The sequence below is a fragment of the Streptomyces flavalbus genome, assembly GCF_042674625.1.
Taxonomy (GTDB): domain Bacteria; phylum Actinomycetota; class Actinomycetes; order Streptomycetales; family Streptomycetaceae; genus Streptomyces; species Streptomyces flavalbus.
The window spans coordinates 5,574,135-5,590,423 of sequence record NZ_JBHTEB010000001.1 but is presented as its reverse complement, the minus strand read 5'-3'; the positions used below and the strand labels follow the sequence as shown (position 1 = coordinate 5,590,423).

12 protein-coding genes and 1 pseudogene are annotated in these 16,289 nt (G+C 73.0%); 3 read left to right on the top strand and 10 right to left on the bottom strand.

The genetic code is table 11. The features are described from left to right. Nucleotides 1-37: 37 nt before the first annotated feature. Together ACFQZ6_RS25205 and ACFQZ6_RS25200 are read right to left on the bottom strand one after the other, a co-directional pair. Nucleotides 38-1,621 (bottom strand): acyl-CoA carboxylase subunit beta, encoded by a 1,584-nt coding sequence (locus ACFQZ6_RS25205; RefSeq protein WP_381612855.1) that lies wholly within the window; start codon nucleotides 1,619-1,621, stop codon nucleotides 38-40. 192 nt (nucleotides 1,622-1,813) lie between these two features. Further along, nucleotides 1,814-2,599, bottom strand: a complete 786-nt coding sequence (locus ACFQZ6_RS25200) for an SDR family NAD(P)-dependent oxidoreductase (protein WP_381618626.1) — start codon at nucleotides 2,597-2,599, stop codon at nucleotides 1,814-1,816. A 367-nt stretch (nucleotides 2,600-2,966) separates the two neighbouring features. On the opposite strand from ACFQZ6_RS25200, the gene hpnR reads away from it, so the two are divergent. Both hpnR and ACFQZ6_RS25190 read left to right on the top strand, forming a co-directional pair. Further along, nucleotides 2,967-4,466, top strand: coding sequence for a hopanoid C-3 methylase HpnR (gene hpnR / locus ACFQZ6_RS25195; protein WP_381612852.1), 1,500 nt, complete (start codon nucleotides 2,967-2,969; stop codon nucleotides 4,464-4,466). Nucleotides 4,467-4,474: 8 nt separating this feature from the next. Further along, the gene (locus tag ACFQZ6_RS25190) at nucleotides 4,475-5,377 is read left to right on the top strand and encodes a DMT family transporter (RefSeq protein WP_381612850.1); all 903 of its coding nucleotides are present in this window, start codon (nucleotides 4,475-4,477) and stop codon (nucleotides 5,375-5,377) included. Here the strand turns inward: ACFQZ6_RS25190 and ACFQZ6_RS25185 are convergent. Beyond that, entirely contained in the window at nucleotides 5,352-6,620 is a 1,269-nt protein-coding gene (locus ACFQZ6_RS25185) for a glycosyltransferase (protein ID WP_381612847.1), read from the bottom strand. The two genes, ACFQZ6_RS25190 and ACFQZ6_RS25185, sit on opposite strands and share 26 nt — an antisense overlap. Before the next feature lie 167 nt (nucleotides 6,621-6,787). On the opposite strand from ACFQZ6_RS25185, the gene ACFQZ6_RS25180 reads away from it, so the two are divergent. Then, nucleotides 6,788-7,342, top strand: coding sequence for a YceI family protein (locus tag ACFQZ6_RS25180; RefSeq protein ID WP_381612845.1), 555 nt, complete (start codon nucleotides 6,788-6,790; stop codon nucleotides 7,340-7,342). Nucleotides 7,343-7,368: 26 nt separating this feature from the next. Here ACFQZ6_RS25180 and ACFQZ6_RS25175 read toward each other — a convergent pair whose 3' ends face one another. From ACFQZ6_RS25175 to ACFQZ6_RS25145, 7 genes and pseudogenes are all read right to left on the bottom strand, one after another. Further along, nucleotides 7,369-8,742, bottom strand: a complete 1,374-nt coding sequence (locus ACFQZ6_RS25175; protein WP_381612842.1) for a hypothetical protein — start codon at nucleotides 8,740-8,742, stop codon at nucleotides 7,369-7,371. A 201-nt stretch (nucleotides 8,743-8,943) separates the two neighbouring features. After that, nucleotides 8,944-10,556 (bottom strand): annotated as a pseudogene (gene cimA, locus ACFQZ6_RS25170) (citramalate synthase). 341 nt (nucleotides 10,557-10,897) lie between these two features. Then, nucleotides 10,898-11,521, bottom strand: a complete 624-nt coding sequence (locus ACFQZ6_RS25165) for a TetR/AcrR family transcriptional regulator (RefSeq protein WP_381612839.1) — start codon at nucleotides 11,519-11,521, stop codon at nucleotides 10,898-10,900. A gap of 11 nt (nucleotides 11,522-11,532) precedes the next feature. Then, the gene (locus ACFQZ6_RS25160; protein ID WP_381612836.1) at nucleotides 11,533-12,558 is read right to left on the bottom strand and encodes an agmatine deiminase family protein; all 1,026 of its coding nucleotides are present in this window, start codon (nucleotides 12,556-12,558) and stop codon (nucleotides 11,533-11,535) included. A 35-nt stretch (nucleotides 12,559-12,593) separates the two neighbouring features. Then, on the bottom strand, nucleotides 12,594-14,273 hold the full coding sequence (locus ACFQZ6_RS25155) for an urease subunit alpha (protein WP_381612833.1): 1,680 nt from the start codon (nucleotides 14,271-14,273) through the stop codon (nucleotides 12,594-12,596). Then, complete coding sequence (gene ureA, locus ACFQZ6_RS25150; RefSeq protein ID WP_381612831.1) at nucleotides 14,270-14,944, bottom strand: urease subunit gamma; 675 nt, start codon at nucleotides 14,942-14,944, stop codon at nucleotides 14,270-14,272. Before ureA ends, ACFQZ6_RS25155 begins: the two co-directional genes overlap by 4 nt. A 131-nt stretch (nucleotides 14,945-15,075) precedes the next feature. Further along, complete coding sequence (locus tag ACFQZ6_RS25145; RefSeq protein ID WP_381612828.1) at nucleotides 15,076-16,164, bottom strand: branched-chain amino acid aminotransferase; 1,089 nt, start codon at nucleotides 16,162-16,164, stop codon at nucleotides 15,076-15,078. Nucleotides 16,165-16,289 lie beyond the last annotated feature (125 nt).

The window sequence follows — 16,289 nt, the reverse complement described above, 5'->3', positions numbered from 1 at the left end:
CAGACGTCTGAGGGGTTGCCGTGCTGGGAACGTCCGGTTACTGCGGCGGGTTGCCGTGCTTGCGGGACGGCAGGTCGGCGTGCTTGCTGTGCAGCATCGCCAGCGACCTGATGAGCACCTCGCGGGTCTCGGCCGGATCGATGACGTCGTCCACCAGGCCGCGCTCCGCCGCGTAGTACGGGTGCATCAGCTCGGACTTGTACTCCTTGACCATCTTCTGGCGCATCGCCTCGGGGTCCTCGGCGGAGGCGATCTGACGGCGGAAGATGACGCCCGCGGCGCCCTCGGCGCCCATCACGGCGATCTCGTTCGTCGGCCAGGCGAAGGTCAGGTCCGCGCCGATGGACTGGCTGTCCATCACGATGTACGCACCTCCGTACGCCTTGCGCAGGATCAGCGAGATCCGCGGCACGGTGGCGTTGCAGTAGGCGTACAGCAGCTTCGCGCCGTGCCGGATGATCCCGCCGTGCTCCTGGTCGACGCCGGGGAGGAACCCGGGGACGTCCAGGAACGTGACGATCGGAATGTTAAAAGCGTCACACATCTGGACAAAGCGCGCAGCTTTTTCCGACGCCTCGATGTCCAGGACGCCCGCGAGGACCTGGGGCTGGTTGGCGACGATGCCGACGACCTGGCCGTCCATCCGGGCCAGCGCGCAGATGATGTTCCGCGCCCAGCGCTCGTGGACCTCCAGGTACTCGCCGTCGTCGACGATCTCCTCGATGACCTTGGCCATGTCGTACGGCCGGTTGCCGTCCGCCGGGACCAGGTCGAGCAGGACGTCGGAGCGGCGGTCGGGGGCGTCGTGGGACTCGGCGCGCGGCGGGTTCTCGCGGTTGTTCTGCGGGAGCAGGGAGAGGAGGTACCGCACCTCGGCGATGCAGGTCTCCTCGTCGTCGTAGGCGAAGTGCGCGACGCCGGAGGTCTCGGCGTGCACGTCGGCGCCGCCGAGGCCGTTCTGGGTGATCTCCTCGCCGGTGACCGCCTTGACGACGTCCGGGCCGGTGATGAACATCTGCGAGGTCTCGCGGACCATGAAGACGAAGTCGGTGAGGGCGGGGCTGTAGGCCGCGCCGCCCGCGCACGGGCCGAGCATCACGGAGATCTGCGGGATCACGCCGGACGCCTTGGTGTTGCGCTGGAAGATGCCGCCGTACCCGGCGAGGGCGACGACGCCCTCCTGGATGCGGGCGCCCGCGCCGTCGTTGAGGGAGACCAGCGGCGCCCCGGCCGCGATGGCCATGTCCATGATCTTGTGGATCTTCTTGGCGTGGGCCTCGCCCAGCGCGCCGCCGAAGATGCGGAAGTCATGGGCGTAGACGAAGACGGTGCGGCCCTCGACGGTGCCCCAGCCGGTGATGACGCCGTCCGTGTACGGCTTCTTGGCCTCCAGGCCGAAGCCGGTCGCCCGGTGCCGCCGCAGTTGCTCGACCTCCTGGAAGGTGCCGGGGTCCAGCAGCAGCTCGATGCGCTCACGGGCGGTCAGCTTGCCCTTGGCGTGCTGCGCCGCCGTCGCCTTCTCGCTCGGACCGGCCAGCGCCTGCGCACGGATCTCGTGCAGCTCGGCCACCCGCCCGCGCGCGTCCGTCGGCTCACCCGGTGCCTCATCCAAAACGGTCATGTAGCGACCTTACGAAGCAGAGCAAGGAAAGGGGGCCGTCGACTCTGTACAGTCTCCGGCCTCTTTTCCTGGTACGACTGAACAGAACCACCCAGAGACAGTGCTGTTTCGACTGGTCAGGGGGGTCTGCGGTTGTAGGAGCCGCACAAGGAACGGGATCGAGCCGCAATCGAGGCGCCCTGGACCACCCGGTCAGCCGAACCGGTGCAGCAGCCGACGGTACAGGGCGGGTGCGAGACCACGCACCCGCCCCGGCAGGGCGAGCCAGCCGGGCACGTAGACATCGTCCCGGTCGTGCCGTACCGCGTCCCAGACGGCGCCCGCGACCCGGGCCGCGGAGGTGGGGCGGGGCCGGGAACGCAGGTAGGGGGTGCCCCGCCGGTCGAAGAACGCGGTGTCCACCGGCCCGGGTACGACGAGGGTGACGCCGACGCCGGTGCCGCGCAGCTCCTGGCGCAGCGCCTCGGCGAACGCGGCCATGCCCGCCTTGGCGGCGGAGTACACCGCCTCGTCGCGCACGCCGACGCTGCCCGCGACGGAGCCGACCAGCACGACCCGCCCGCGCCCGGCGGCGACCATGGCCGGGAGCACCTCGCGGACCAGGTGGAGGGTGGCGTTGAGGTCGACGTCGAGGACGTGGTCGATGTCCGTGTGCCGCATCGTCAGGAACGGCCCCGCCCAGCCGATGCCCGCCCCCGCCACCAGCACGTCGATCCGCCCCGCGGCCCCGAGCGCCTCGCGGGCGACCCGCCGCGGCCCCGCCGGCTCGGTGAGGTCGGCGGGCAGCACGACGGCGCCGGTGCCCTGGGCGGTCTCCGCGAGCCGCCCGTGGTGCCGCCCGGTCAGCACCAGCCGCCAGCCCTCGGCGGCGAACCGCCGCGCGGTGGCGGCCCCGATGCCGGAGGAGGCGCCGGTGACCAGCGCCACGGGGGTGTCGGGGGGCGGCGGCGGGGGCGGTCCGGGGGCGCGGCCCGGCAGTCGGGTGGCGCTGGTGCCCGATTCGGGGAGGGGGCCGGGGCCGGAGCCGGTGTGGGTCACTTGGCGATCTCCCTGGCTGTTGGTCCGGTGGGGCGGCCGGGGCGGGGGGTGGGGTCGTGCCCGAGGTGTCCCGGATACGGGCCCCCCGCTTCCCAGGACACCGCCACCGGGGCGCCCGGCGCCAGCGGTGGAGCCGTTGGTACGAATATCGGCCACCCGGCCGGGTCCCGCGACCGAAGCGCCGCGGGCGCCGGACCACCCCTGCGGGCCGCGCGGTGCCGCCAGGCGGCGGTACGGGCGGTGCGGGGGCCCGCCCACCGGGATACGAAGGGGAGACCCTTCCGTCGGCCCCCGTGGCGAGGTGACCATGCGCGTGCTGCTCGTCCACCCCAGCGCCCTGATGTACTCCGAGATCTTCCTGCGGCTCGAACCGCTCGGCCTCGAACGGGTGGCGGGCGCGGCCCGCGACGCCGGGCACACGGTGCGGGTGGTGGACCTCCAGGTGGCCGGTGAGGACCGACTGCGCCGTGAGGTGATGTCGTTCCGGCCGCAGGCGCTCGGCATCTCGCTCAACTACCTGGCGAACATCCCCGAGGCGATCGAGCTGGCCGCCCGGGTGAAGCGGGTGGTGCCGGGCTGCTTCGTCTTCTTCGGCGGGCACAGCGTGTCCTTCGTCGCCGAGGAGGTGCTCCAGCAGGCGGACGGCGCCGTGGACGCCGTGGTGCGCGGCGAGGGCGAGCCGGTCATCGCGCCGCTGCTGGACGCCGTACGCGACGGCGGGGTGGACGGGGTGCCGGGCGTCGTGACGGCGGCGGGGCGGGGGCCCGCGCCGCTGATGCTGCACAGCATCGACTCACCGCTCCCGGCCCGGGACCTGATGCGCAACCGGCGGCGGTACTTCATCGGCGAGCTTGACCCGTGCGCGTCGATCGAGTTCACCCGGGGCTGCCCGTGGGACTGCTCGTTCTGCTCGGCGTGGACGTTCTACGGCCGCAGCTACCGCAAGGCGTCGCCGGAGGCCGCCGCGGCGGAGCTGGCGGGCATCCGGGAGCCGAACGTGTTCATCGTCGACGACGTGGCGTTCATCCGGCCGGAGCACGGCAACGCGATCGCCGCGGAGGTGGAGCGGCGCGGCATCCGCAAGCGGTACTACCTGGAGACCCGCAGCGACGTGCTGCTGCGCCACCCGGAGGTCTTCGAGCGGTGGGCCCGGCTGGGGCTGCGCTACATGTTCCTCGGCATGGAGGCCATCGACGCGGCCGGTCTCGACCTGTACCGCAAGCGGATCAGCCCCGACGAGAACATCAGGGCGCTGGAGACGGCCCGCAAGATCGGCATCACGGTCGCCATCAACCTCATCGTCGACCCCGCCTGGGACGAGGAGCAGTTCCGGGTGGTGCGGGAGTTCGCGCTGGCCGTGCCGGAGATCGTGCACTTCACGGTGATGACGCCGTACCCGGGCACGGAGATCTGGCACACCGAGTCGCGGCGGCTGACCACCCGCGACTACCGGCTCTTCGACATCCAGCACGCGGTGGTGCCGACGACGCTGCCGCTGGGGAGGTTCTACGAGGAGCTGGTGCGCACCCAGGCGGTGATCAACCGCAAGCACCTGGGGCTGCGCACGGCGTTCGGGGCGGCCCGGGTGCTCGGGCGGAACCTGCTGCACGGGCAGACCAACTTCGCCCGGATGCTGTGGAAGTTCAACAAGGTCTACAACCCCGAGCGGCAGCTCGCCGACCACCGGATGCCGGTGCACCACGAGTTGCCGCTGCCGAAGCGGCTCGACGTGGGCGACCGGCGGCAGTTGTACGTCCACACGCGCGGGGCGACGCAGGGCGCGCCGAGCCGTCGGGTCGCCGAGTAGCGCCAGCGGTGCTGTCGGTCGCCGTCCCGGCGTCGCTCGCGGCGGGCGGCTGCTTCGCCGTCGCGGGCGTGCTCCAGCAGTGGGCGGCGGCGGCGCGTCCGGACGACGAGGCGCTCTCCCCGCGGCTGCTCGGCCGGTTGGCGCGGGACCGGCGGTGGCTGTGCGGCATCGGCCTCGCGGTGCTCGCGTACGGCTTCCAGTCGCTGGCCCTGGCGTTCGGGCCGCTGAGCCTCGTCCAGCCGTTGATCGTGGCGGAGCTGGTGTTCGCGGTGCCGTTGTCGGCGCGGCTGTACCGGATGCGGCTGGGGCGCCGGGAGTGGCTGGGCACGCTGGCGGTGGCCGGGGGGCTGGCGCTGGCGCTGGCGTCGGCGCGGCCACGGGGCGGGCGTCCGGAGGCGGCGGGGTGGGCGTCGTGGCTGCTGGTGCTGGGGGCGACCGGGGCGCTGGTGGTGCTGGCGCTGGCGGTGGGGCGGGCGCTGTCCGGGCCGTGGCGGGCGTCGGCGACGGCGCTGGCGGCGGGGGCGGTGATGGGCACCCAGTCGGTACTGCTCGCGGCGACCGTCGACCGGCTGCGGCACGGGCTCCTCGCGGCGCTGGCCGCCTGGCAGACGTACGCCCTGGTCGTCGCCAGCGTCGGCGGGCTGCTGCTGATCCAGAGCGCGTTCCAGCAGGGGCCGCTGGCGGCGAGCGTGCCGGTCATCGACGCGACCGAGCCGGTGGTCGCGGTGACCGTCGGGACCCTGCTCTTCGAGGAGACGGTCAGCACCGGGTGGCCGGTGAGCGCGGTGACGGTGGCGGGGCTGGTGGGGGTGGCGGTGGGGGTGGTCGCCCTGGACACCTCGCGGCTGATCGCGGCGTTGCACGGGCGGGGCGCGGGCCCCGGGGTCACGCCGCGTCGGCCGGGGGCGTGACGCGGGTGCGGGGCGGGGGCGTCCAGTGCGGCAGGAGGTCCTCGGTGAGGACCTGGGTCCAGGTGGGATGGTGGCGGCGGGCGGTGCTGGCGGCGGCCCGGCGGACCGTGGCCAGGCGGTGCGGGTCGGTGACGAGCGCGGCCAGGGCGTCGGCCCAGGTGCGGGGGTCGTCGCCGGGTACGACGACGCCGTCCCGGCCGGGGGCGCGCAGCCACTGGGTGGTGGCGGCGCCCTCGGGGAGCAGCACCGCGAGGCCGCTGGCCATCGCCTCGGCGACGACGTTGCCGCAGGTCTCGGTGCGGGACGGGAAGGCGAAGACGTCGCAGCCCGCGTACACCTCGGCCAGCCGGTCCTGCGGGAGCGGGCCGAGCAGCGTGGCGCCGGGGCCGAGCAGCCGGTGCACGGCGTCGGTCTCCGCGCCGGCGCCCGCCATCACCAGGTGCGCGCCCGCGCCCCGGTCGCGCAGCAGCCGCAGGGCGTGCGCCAGCGCGGGCAGGCCCTTGGAGGCGTCCAGGCGGCCCGCGAACAGCACCAGCGGGCGGTCGGCGGGCAGGCCGTGGCGCCGGAGAAGCCGGGCGCGGGCGGCGGGGTCGGGGCGGAAGCGGTCGTGGTCGGTGCCGCGGCGCAGCAGGAAGACCCGCTGCGGGCCGAGCAGCGGCGCGAACTCGGCGCGTCCGGCCGGGGTGGGGACGAGGACGCGTTCGCAGGCGTTGAGCAGCCGGTCGCGGCGGCGCCGCAGCCAGCGTTCGGCCTGGTCGGCGAGGAGGTCGCCGACGAGGGGCAGCCGACGGTCGGTGAGGTAGCGGGTGTAGACCGAGGCCAGTCTGGGGACGTCGGTGTGCACCGACACCACCAGGCGCGGCACCCGGTCGCCCTTGCGGGCGGCGGCGCGGGCCAGTCGTACGGCGGTGGTGGCGAAGGCGAAGCTGTGGGTGAGGTGCCAGACGTCGTGCTGGGGCAGCAGGGCGGCGAGCCGGTGGTGGTACGGCGCGAGGTCGGAGGCGTCCGCCGCCCCCTCGGACGTCAGCGCGGCCGTGCTCAGCACCGGCCGCAGCATCACGAACCGGACGTGCGGGGACAGGGCCTCGACCTGGTTCCGCTCTCCCAGGAAGTAGACGGTGAGGTCGGGCACCGGGCCGTCCGGGAGCCGCGCGGCTGCCTCCGCGAAGCGTTCCCAGCACTTGACCTGGCCGCCTGACAGGGGGCTTCGCATCAGTTCGACCAGGACGGCGACCGAATGCACGAGCACTGGGTACCACCGCGCCGGGTGGCCCAATCGCGACACTCGCTCGATGACGTTGAAAGCTGAAGGGAATAGGTCTACGGTCGACCGTGTTGGGCTCGTTGAATGTTCAACTTACTGGGCCCGCGGTTCTCCCCCGAACCGCCCGCAACCCCCTTGGAGACATCATGAGCGACCAGAACCTCACCTCGCTGACCGGCGACTACACCATCGACCCCGCCCACACCACCATCGGCTTCGTCGCCCGGCACGCCATGGTCACCAACGTCAAGGGCAAGTTCCTCGACTTCAGCGGCACCCTGCACCTGGACGGCGACGACCCGGCCAAGTCCACCGCGTCCATCGACGTGACGATGGACAGCATCGACACCGGCAACGCCGACCGCGACGGCCACCTGAAGAGCGCCGACTTCTTCAAGACCGACGAGTTCCCGACCATGACCTTCCGGTCCACCTCGGCCGAGGCGCTGGGCGGCGACGACTACCGCATCACCGGCGACCTGTCGCTCCTCGGCGTCACCAAGCCGATCACCATCGACCTGGAGTTCAACGGCGCCGCGAAGGACCCGTTCGGCAACGAGCGCGTCGGCTTCGAGGGCAAGGCCACGATCCTGCGCTCCGAGTGGGGCCTGACCTGGAACGCGGCGCTGGAGACCGGCGGCTTCCTGGTCTCCGACAAGATCAAGCTGAACTTCGACATCTCGGCGATCAAGAGCGCCTGATCCCGGGGCCGGGTCCCGAGGGGGCTTCAGAAGCCGCCGCCGAAGTCCCCTCCCCCGAACCCGCCGCCGAAGTCGCCGCCCCCGCCGAACCCGCCACCGAAGTCACCTCCGCTGAAGTCCGCGCCGGAGACGTCACCGCCCTCGTAGCCGCCGAAGTCGCCGTACCCGGAGCCGTAGTCGGCCGCGTACGCGGACGTCGCCATCATGTTGCCGAGCAGGGTGCCGACGAGCAGCGCCGGGAGCAGGCCACTGCCGTAGTAGCCACCCGCCCAGGGGCCGTAGGCGGGGCCCGCCTCCCAGTACGGGCGGCGGGCGCCGGAGGCGGTGACCACCTCGCGGGCCAGCGGGTCCCGGCCGTCCGCCAGCCGGACCTGGTCGGCCGCGCACACCGGTACGTCACGGGGGGTGCCGCCCGGCGGGGCCCACTCGGCGTCCGCGACCGACAGTCCGTGCCGTGGGTCGAAGAAGCACGGCGGACGGCGCCGCGGCAGCGGGCGGTGCTCACGGCGGGCGGCCAGCTCGGCCAGCGCGAAGCGGCCGTCGTCCAGGCACTGGGTGACCGGGCGGACGTCCTCCGGTTTGCTCGCCGCCGCCATGTGCGACTTCGCCTTCTCATAGGCGTCGAGGGCGTGCTTGTAGTCCTCGCGCATCGGGTCGGTGGCGCCCTGCTCACCGGGGTGGAAGTCGAGGCGCTCCAGCTCCTCGCCGAACGCGGTGATGTCCTCGTCGACCACCACCCGCAGCTTCTCCAGCGCGATCCGCTGCTCCTCCGCGTGCCGACGGCGGTTGCGGCGCACCAGCGTGTACGCGCCCGCGCCACCGGCCACCAGCACCGCGCCGAGCGTGATCAGGCCGCCGGTGGAGACGCCCTCGGCGTCGCCGCCGCCGCTCCAACTGCTCGGCGCCGAGCCGCCGACGTTGCGCAGCGCGCTGTCGACGAAGTCGTTGAGCTGGGCCTTGGCGTCCCCCGCGCCCCGCACGGAGGTGACCAGGTTGGACACGCCCTGGTGGCTCAGCACGGCGCTGTCGGCGCGGGCGTCGAACTGGTCGCCGAGCCTGATGGCGTACAGGCCGGTGACGCCGGTCTCCGTGCGGAGGTTCTGGAAGAGGTTCTGGGTCGGGTAGCCCTCGGGGAGGACCGCCACGAAGACCGGCTTGTCGGCGTCCTCGATCTTGTCGGCCAGGGCGTCCGCGTCGGCGGACGAGAGCTGGTCGGTGGCGGCGGGGTCGACGTAGACGGGGCCGTCGCGGAGGGCCCTGGCCACGTCGGAGAGGTCGGTGGCGGCGTGTGCGGGCGGCGCACCGGCCGTCGTCAGGGCCACCACGGCGGCCAGGGCGGCCAGGGTTGCCAGCAGGGCGGCGAGCGGCGCGAGCAGGGTGCGCACCAGTGCGGCCTTCATGTATTCGAAGCTACCCGAATGTGGGGGGAAACGGGCGTGCCCCCGGCGCGGGATTGTGCGCTTCGCGCCGGGGGGTCGGGGGTGGGTGCCGTCGCGTTGCCGGGTGCGGGCTGGCGGTGGCTGGTCGCGCAGTTCCCCGCGCCCCTAGGGCGACTGCGCCACCGCACCTTGCAAGCCGAGGTCACTCCGCTCAAGCCGAGGTCACTCCGCGGGCTGTACGCCCGCCCTCAGCAAGCCGTACGTGTAGGCGTCCTCCAGGGCCTGCCAGGACGCGGCGATGACGTTCTCCGCGACGCCGACCGTGGACCACTCCCCCGTGCCGTCGCTCGTGGAGATCAGGACGCGGGTGGTGGACTCGGTGCCGTGGACGCCCTCCAGGATGCGGACCTTGTAGTCGACCAGGTCGAGCTTGGCGAGCTGGGGGTAGATCTTCTCCAGGGCCACCCGCAGCGCGCGGTCGAGGGCGTTGACGGGGCCGTTGCCCTCGGCGGTGGCGACGATGCGCTCGCCCTTGGCCCAGAGCTTGACGGTGGCCTCGTTGGCGTGGGTGCCGTCGGGGCGGTCCTCGACGATGGCCCGCCAGGACTCGACCTCGAAGTACCGCGGCGGCCTGCCGCCCTGGACCTCGGCGCGGAGCAGCAGCTCGAAGGAGGCGTCGGCGGCCTCGTAGGTGTAGCCCCTGAGTTCGCGGTCCTTGACGCGCTCGACGACCCGGCCGACGAGTTCGCGGTCGCCGCCGAGGTCGATGCCGAGTTCCTTGCCCTTCAGCTCGATCGAGGCGCGGCCCGCCATGTCGGAGACCAGCATCCGCATGGTGTTGCCGACCTGCTCGGGGTCGATGTGCTGGTAGAGGTCGGGGTCGACCTTGATGGCGGAGGCGTGCAGGCCGCCTTGTGGGCGAACGCGGAGACGCCGACGTAGGGCTGGTGGGTGGAGGGGGTGAGGTTGACGACCTCGGCGATGGCGTGCGAGACCCGGGTCATCTCGCGCAGTCGGCCGTCGGGGAGGACCTTCTTGCCGTACTTCAGCTCCAGGGCCGCGACGACCGGGAAGAGGTTGGCGTTGCCGACGCGCTCGCCGTAGCCGTTGGCCGTGCACTGCACGTGGGTGGCGCCCGCGTCGACGGCGGCAAGGGTGTTGGCGACGGCGCAGCCGGTGTCGTCCTGGGCGTGGATGCCGAGCCGGGCGCCGGTGTCGGCGAGCACCGTGGAGACGACGGCCTGTACCTGCGCCGGGAGCATCCCGCCGTTGGTGTCGCAGAGGATCACCACGTCGGCGCCCGCCTCGGACGCGGTGCGCACGACGGCCTTGGCGTACTCGGGGTTGGCGCGGTAGCCGTCGAAGAAGTGCTCGCAGTCGACGAAGACCCGGCGGCCCTGCTCGCGGAGGTGGGAGACGGTGTCGCGGACCATGGCGAGGTTCTCGTCGAGGGTGGTGCGCAGGGCCAGCTCCACATGCCGGTCATGGGACTTGGCGACCAGCGTGATCACCGGGGCGCCGGACTCCAGCAGCGCCCTGACCTGTGGGTCCTCGGCCGCCGTGGTGCCCGCGCGGCGGGTCGCGCCGAAGGCGACGAGCTGGGCGTGCCGGAAGTCGATCTCCTGCTGGGCGCGGGCGAAGAACTCGGTGTCCCGCGGGTTGGCGCCGGGCCAGCCGCCCTCGATGAAGCCCACGCCGAAGTCGTCCAGGTGCCGTGCGATGGTCAGCTTGTCCGCGACGGTGAGGTTGATGCCCTCCCGCTGCGCGCCGTCGCGCAGGGTGGTGTCGAAGACGTGGAATGAGTCGTCCAGCTCGCTGGTTGCCGTCTCGGTCATGGTGTGAAGGCTCCTGAGTTGATCTCGGTCTACCGGAATGACCGGCTCCACCGTCCTTCTATGGTCCCGTACGCTCCTCACCCGGTATGTGGTGGTCCGGGCAAAAGAAAAACCCCTCGCGGGTGCGAGAGGTCTGCGCGCGGGTCGAGGACGACGGTGGCCGCCCGTACCTGGTCGTACGAGGCGGTCACTGCGGACCGGCGCGCCTGCTGCCAATAATCATGGCGAACGAGAGCACGGGGGCAGTCTGGCACAGACGGTCACCGGATCTCACCGCTGTCTCAGGATGCGGGCGCCTGTCTCGGACCGCTCGACACCGCCGACGGCGACTGGGGCGTGGCCTACTCCAGCCCGTGGTGGCTCCCGGGCTGAGTGGTCAGCGCCTCGTCGAGGAACTCCCGTACGTGTTCCAGGACCCGCGTGCGGTCCGTGCCGCGCAGGCCGATGGCGACGTGAATGGAGAAGCCGTCCAGGAGCGCGCGCAGCCGGGTGGCGAAGCGGTCGGGGTCGACCGGGCGGAACTCGCCGCCCGCGACGCCCTCGGTGAGCAGCGCCACCAGGTCGCGGTGCCAGGCCCCCTCGATGGCGGCCTGGCGCTCGCGGGCGGTGTCGTCGGCGTTCTGCGAGCGGTTCCACACCTCGAGCCACAGCGTCCAGTGCGGGTCGCGGTGGCCGTCGGGCACGTACAGGTCGACGTAGGCGGCGAGCCGTTCCCGGGCGGGCGCGGCGCGGGTCAGCAGCCGTCCGCGCTCGGCGCCGAGGCGTCCCTCGCTCCACTCCAGGGTGCGCAGCAGGAGTTCGTCCTTGGAGCCGAAGTAGTACAGCAGGTGGCCGCTGCTCATGCCGACCTCGCGGCCGAGCGCGGCCATGGTCAGCTTCTCCAGGCCGCGTTCGGCGATCATCGCCATGGCGGTGGCGAGGACGTCCTCGCGGGGCGGGGCGGGCCTGCGCCGCACACCGGCCATCTCGCTCGCTCCTAGGTCTTCGGCTGCTGCTGGGTGACGCAGTGGATGCCCCCGCCACCGGCGAAGATCGTACGCGCGTCGACGAGGGTCACCTCCCGGTCGGGGAAGAGGCGCCGGAAGATGTCCGCGGCGGTCTCGTCGCGGGGGTCGTCGAAGCCGCAGAGCACGACGCCGCCGTTGCAGAGGTAGTGGTTGATGTAGGAGTAGTCGGCCCAGTGGCCGTCGGCCTCAAGCACGGTCGGGGCGGGCACCTCCACCACCTCGAGCGGGCGGCCCCGGGCGTCGGTCTGCGCCCGCAGCAGGCCGATGACCTCCCGCGTCACCTCGTGGTCGGGGTGCGCCGGGTCGGGCTGGTGGTGGGCGACCACCACGCCGGGGCGGGCGAACGCGGCGACGATGTCGACGTGGCCGAGGGTGCCGTAGCCGTACGGGGGATAGTCGGCGGTGAGGCCGCGTGGCAGCCAGATCGCCTTGGATGTGCCGAGCCGGGCGTGGATCTCGGCCTCGACCTCCGCCTTCGTCCAGCCGGGGTTGCGCTCCGGGCCGAGCTGCACGGTCTCCGTCAGCAGGACCGTGCCCTCGCCGTCGACGTGGATCGCGCCGCCCTCGTTGACCAGCGGTGAGGTGTACGTCGTCGTGGCGCCCGCCAGGTCCGCGACGTACGCGGCGATCTTCGCGTCGTGCTCCCAGCGGGCCCAGTGCTGCGCGCCCCAGCCGTTGAACGTCCAGTCGACGGCGGCGAGTTCCCCGCGTCCGTTGGTGAGGAAGGTGGGGCCGATGTCCCGCATCCAGGCGTCGTCGAGTTCGCGTTCGACGGTGTCGACGCCGTCGCCGAGGAGGGCGCGGGCGTCCGCCGACTGTCCGGGCCCGCAGACCACGGTCACCGGCTCGAAGCGGCGGACCGCGCGGGCGACGGCGGCCCAGGCGGCGCGGGCGTCCGCCAGCCCGGCGGGGTCGTCGAAGGTCGGGTTGGCGCCGGGCCAGGCCATCCAGGTGCGCTCGTGCGGCGCCCACTCGGGGGGCATACGGAAGGTCATCAGCGGTCCTAGAGGAAGGAAGGGCGGTTGCGGCCCTAGAGGAAGTAGAGGCGGTTCAGGGCGACCGAGTCGGCCGGTTCCGAGCGCAGCGGCTCCCCGTCCAGCGTGACCAGGCCGGTGCGCTGGTCGACGTCGACCGCTCCGGTACGGGAGTTGCGCCGCAGGTCGGCCGGTCCGATGGAGCGGGTGCCGCGCACGGCGACCCGGCGGCGGCGGGTCGGCAGGCGGTCGTGGCCCTGGTCCAGGGCGGCCTGGGCGACGAAGGCGACGGAGATCTCGGCGGGGGTCGCGCCGTGCGCCCCGAACTGCGGTCCGAGGACGAGGGGTTCGCAGGTGTCGGTGGCGGCGTTCGGGTCACCGACCACGCCGTACGCCGGGAACCCCGACTTCAGCACGAGCTGCGGCTTGGCGCCGAAGTACTCCGGCCGCCACAGCACCAGGTCGGCCAGCTTGCCGACCTCGATCGAACCGACCTCGTGGGCGAGGCCGTGCGCGATGGCCGGGTTGATCGTCAGCTTGGCGATGTAGCGCAGGACGCGTTCGTTGTCGTGGCCGTCGTCGGGGGCGCCGAACTCGGCCTTCATCTTCCCCGCCATGGCGAACGTACGGCGGACGGTCTCGCCCGCCCGGCCCATGCCCTGCGCGTCGGAGGAGGTGATGCCGATCGCGCCCAGGTCGTGCAGCACGTCCTCGGCGCCCATGGTCCCGGCGCGGATGCGGTCGCGGGCCAGCGCGGCGTCGCCCGGCAGGTCGGTCTTCAGGTCGTGGACGGAGACGATCATGCCGTAGTGCTCCGCGACCGCGTCCCGGCCGAACGGCAGGGTCGGGTTGGTGGAGGAGCCGATGACGTTCGGGACGCCCGCCATCTTCAGCACGTTCGGGACGTGTCCGCCGCCGCAGCCCTCGATATGGAAGGCGTGGATCGTGCGGCCCTCCAGGACGCGCAGGGTGTCCTCCACCGACAGGCACTCGTTCAGGCCGTCGCTGTGCAGGGCGACCTGGACGTCGTACTCCTCGGCGACGCGCAGCGCCGTGTCCAGGGCGCGGGTGTGGGCGCCCATGTCCTCGTGCACCTTGAACCCGGACGCGCCGCCCTCCGCGAGGGCCTCCACCAGGGGCGCCGGCTCGGACGACGAACCCCGCCCGAGGAAGCCGATGTTGACCGGCCAGGCGTCGAAGGCGCCGAACGCGTGCCCGAGCGCCCACGGCGAGTTGACGCCGACGCCCCACACCGGCCCGAACTCCTGCCCGATGATGGTGGTCACCCCGGACGCCAGCGACGCCTCCATGATCCGCGGTGACAGCAGGTGGACGTGGGTGTCGACGGCCCCGGCGGTGGCGATCAGCCCCTCGCCGGAGACGATGGAGGTGCCGGTGCCGACCACGACGTCCACGCCGTCGAGGGTGTCGGGGTTCCCGGCCCGGCCGATGGCGTGGATGCGGCCCTCGCGGATGCCGATGGACACCTTGCGGACGCCCTGCACGGCGTCGATCACGACGACGTTGCTGATGACGACGTCACAGGTGTCGCGCACGGCGGCGGCCTTGAGGTGCAGTCCGTCCCGGGCGGTCTTGCCGAACCCGGCCAGGAACTCGTCGCCGGGGCGCTGCGCGTCCGACTCGACGCGGACGACCAGCCCGGAGTCCCCGAGCCTGATCCGGTCCCCGGCGCGCGGTCCGTGCACGGAGGCGTACTCGTACGGGTCCACGCTCACGCTCCCAGGTATCCGCAGGCGGCGGCCCTGCGCAGGGCCTCTCGCTTGGCGCCGGGCGCGTCCAGCGGCCCGTCGACCAGCCCGGCGAAGCCGATGGCGACCCGGGCGCCGCCGATGGGCACGAGCCCGACCTCGACGCTCTCCCCCGGCCCGAACCGCACCGACGACCCGGCGGGCACCGCGAGCCGCATCCCGTAGGCGCGTTCGCGGACGAAGTCCAGGCGCGGGTTGGCCTCGAAGAAGTGGAAGTGGGAGGTGACGGAGACCGGCACGGTCGCGGTGTTGGTGACGGTGAGCCGCACCGCCGCGACCGGCTCCTCGTGCGCGGGCCCCGGCAGCAGCGCGCCCGGCGCCGCCGCGCCCCGCCCGCCGCCGATGGGGTCGCTGACGACCGCGAGCCGGGAGCCGTCGTCGAAGACGGCCTCCACGTGCACCTCGGTGACCACGTCCGCGACGCCCGGCAGCACGTCGTCGGGCCCGAGCACCGACCGGGCGGCCTCGACGGCCTCGGCGAGCCGCCGTCCGTCGCGGGCCGCCTCGCAGACGGTGTCCGCGATCAGCGCGGTCGCCTCCGGCACGTTCAGCCGCAGCCCCCGGGCGCGGCGGGCGCGGGCCAGCTCGGCGGCTCCGAAGAGCAGCAGCCGGTCCCGCTCGGTGGGGGTCAGTCGCATCGGGTGGGCACCTCCCTCGGTGTTAGAGCAGCACTCTAAACGACGTTAGAACGTTGCTCTAAACCCGCCCCCGCACAGCGCCGAGGCCCGCACCCCTCTTCCGGGTGCGGGCCTCGTCAGCGGTGTGGCGGTCAGCCGAGCTGGTGCATCCAGCCGTGGGTGTCCTCGGCGGTGCCGCGCTGGATGTCCAGCAGCGCGGTGCGCAGCCGGGTCGTCGTCGCGCCCGGCTGGCCGTCGCCGTGGGTCCACTCCGCGCCGGTGCGCTTGACCGTGCCGACCGGGGTGATCACGGCGGCGGTGCCGCAGGCGAAGACCTCGGTGAGGGTGCCGTTCTCCGCGTCGCGCTGCCACTGGTCGATGGAGACGCGGCCCTCCTCGGCCTCGTAGCCGAGGTCGCGGGCGACGGTGAGGAGGCTGTCGCGGGTGACGCCCTCCAGGATGGAGCCGGTGAGGGTGGGGGTGACGATCTTGTTGCCGTACACGAAGTACAGGTTCATGCCGCCGAGTTCCTCGACCCACTGGTGCTCGACCGCGTCGAGGTAGCAGACCTGGTCGCAGCCCTTGGCGGCGGCCTCGGCCTGGGCGAGCAGGGAGGCGGCGTAGTTGCCGCCGGTCTTGGCGTCGCCCATGCCGCCGGGGACGGCGCGGACGCGGTCCTCGGAGAGCCAGATCGAGACGGGCTTGACGCCGCCGGGGAAGTAGGCGCCCGCCGGGGAGGCGATGACGATGAACAGGTACTCGTTGGCGGGCTTCACCCCCAGCCCGACCTCGGTGGCGATCATGAAGGGCCGCAGGTAGAGGGACTCCTCGCCGCCGTGCGCGGGCACCCACGCCTGGTCCTGGCGGACGAGGGCGTCACACGCCTCGATGAACGTCTCGACCGGCAGCTCCGGCATCGCCAGACGGCGGGCGGAGCGCTGGAAGCGCAGCGCGTTCTGGTCGGGGCGGAAGGTGGCGACCGAGCCGTCGGGGCGGCGGTACGCCTTCAGGCCCTCGAAGATCTCCTGCGCGTAGTGCAGGACGTTGGTGGCCGGGTCGAGCGGGATCGGCGCGTACGGGACGAGCTGCCCCTCGTGCCAGCCGCGGCCCTCGGTCCACTTGATCGTCACCATGTGGTCGGTGAAGTGGCGGCCGAAGCCGGGGCTGGCCAGTATGGCCTCCCGCTCGGCGTCGGAGAGCGGGCTGGCGGAGGGCTTGAGCTCGATCGTGGGCGTCGTCATGAGTGGTTGTCCTTCACCGGTTGTAGTGACGGGCCGCGCTCACGCCCGTACTGCCAGTGGCCAGTGCTAGGACGTCCGAGCATTCCCTCATTCCGCGGCTCCGCGTTCGATTATCGCGCGCGGCC

What these genes read in the sequence shown, in the direction of transcription:
- ACFQZ6_RS25145 (WP_381612828.1), bottom strand. Translation starts at nt 16,164, where the DNA reads ATGACGACGCCCACGATCGAGCTCAAGCCCTCCGCCAGCCCGCTCTCC.
- ACFQZ6_RS25175 (WP_381612842.1), bottom strand. Translation starts at nt 8,742, where the DNA reads ATGAAGGCCGCACTGGTGCGCACCCTGCTCGCGCCGCTCGCCGCCCTG.
- ureA (WP_381612831.1), bottom strand. Translation starts at nt 14,944, where the DNA reads ATGCGACTGACCCCCACCGAGCGGGACCGGCTGCTGCTCTTCGGAGCC.
- ACFQZ6_RS25180 (WP_381612845.1), top strand. Translation starts at nt 6,788, where the DNA reads ATGAGCGACCAGAACCTCACCTCGCTGACCGGCGACTACACCATCGAC.
- ACFQZ6_RS25205 (WP_381612855.1), bottom strand. Translation starts at nt 1,621, where the DNA reads ATGACCGTTTTGGATGAGGCACCGGGTGAGCCGACGGACGCGCGCGGG.
- ACFQZ6_RS25160 (WP_381612836.1), bottom strand. Translation starts at nt 12,558, where the DNA reads ATGACCTTCCGTATGCCCCCCGAGTGGGCGCCGCACGAGCGCACCTGG.
- hpnR (WP_381612852.1), top strand. Translation starts at nt 2,967, where the DNA reads ATGCGCGTGCTGCTCGTCCACCCCAGCGCCCTGATGTACTCCGAGATC.
- ACFQZ6_RS25165 (WP_381612839.1), bottom strand. Translation starts at nt 11,521, where the DNA reads ATGGCCGGTGTGCGGCGCAGGCCCGCCCCGCCCCGCGAGGACGTCCTC.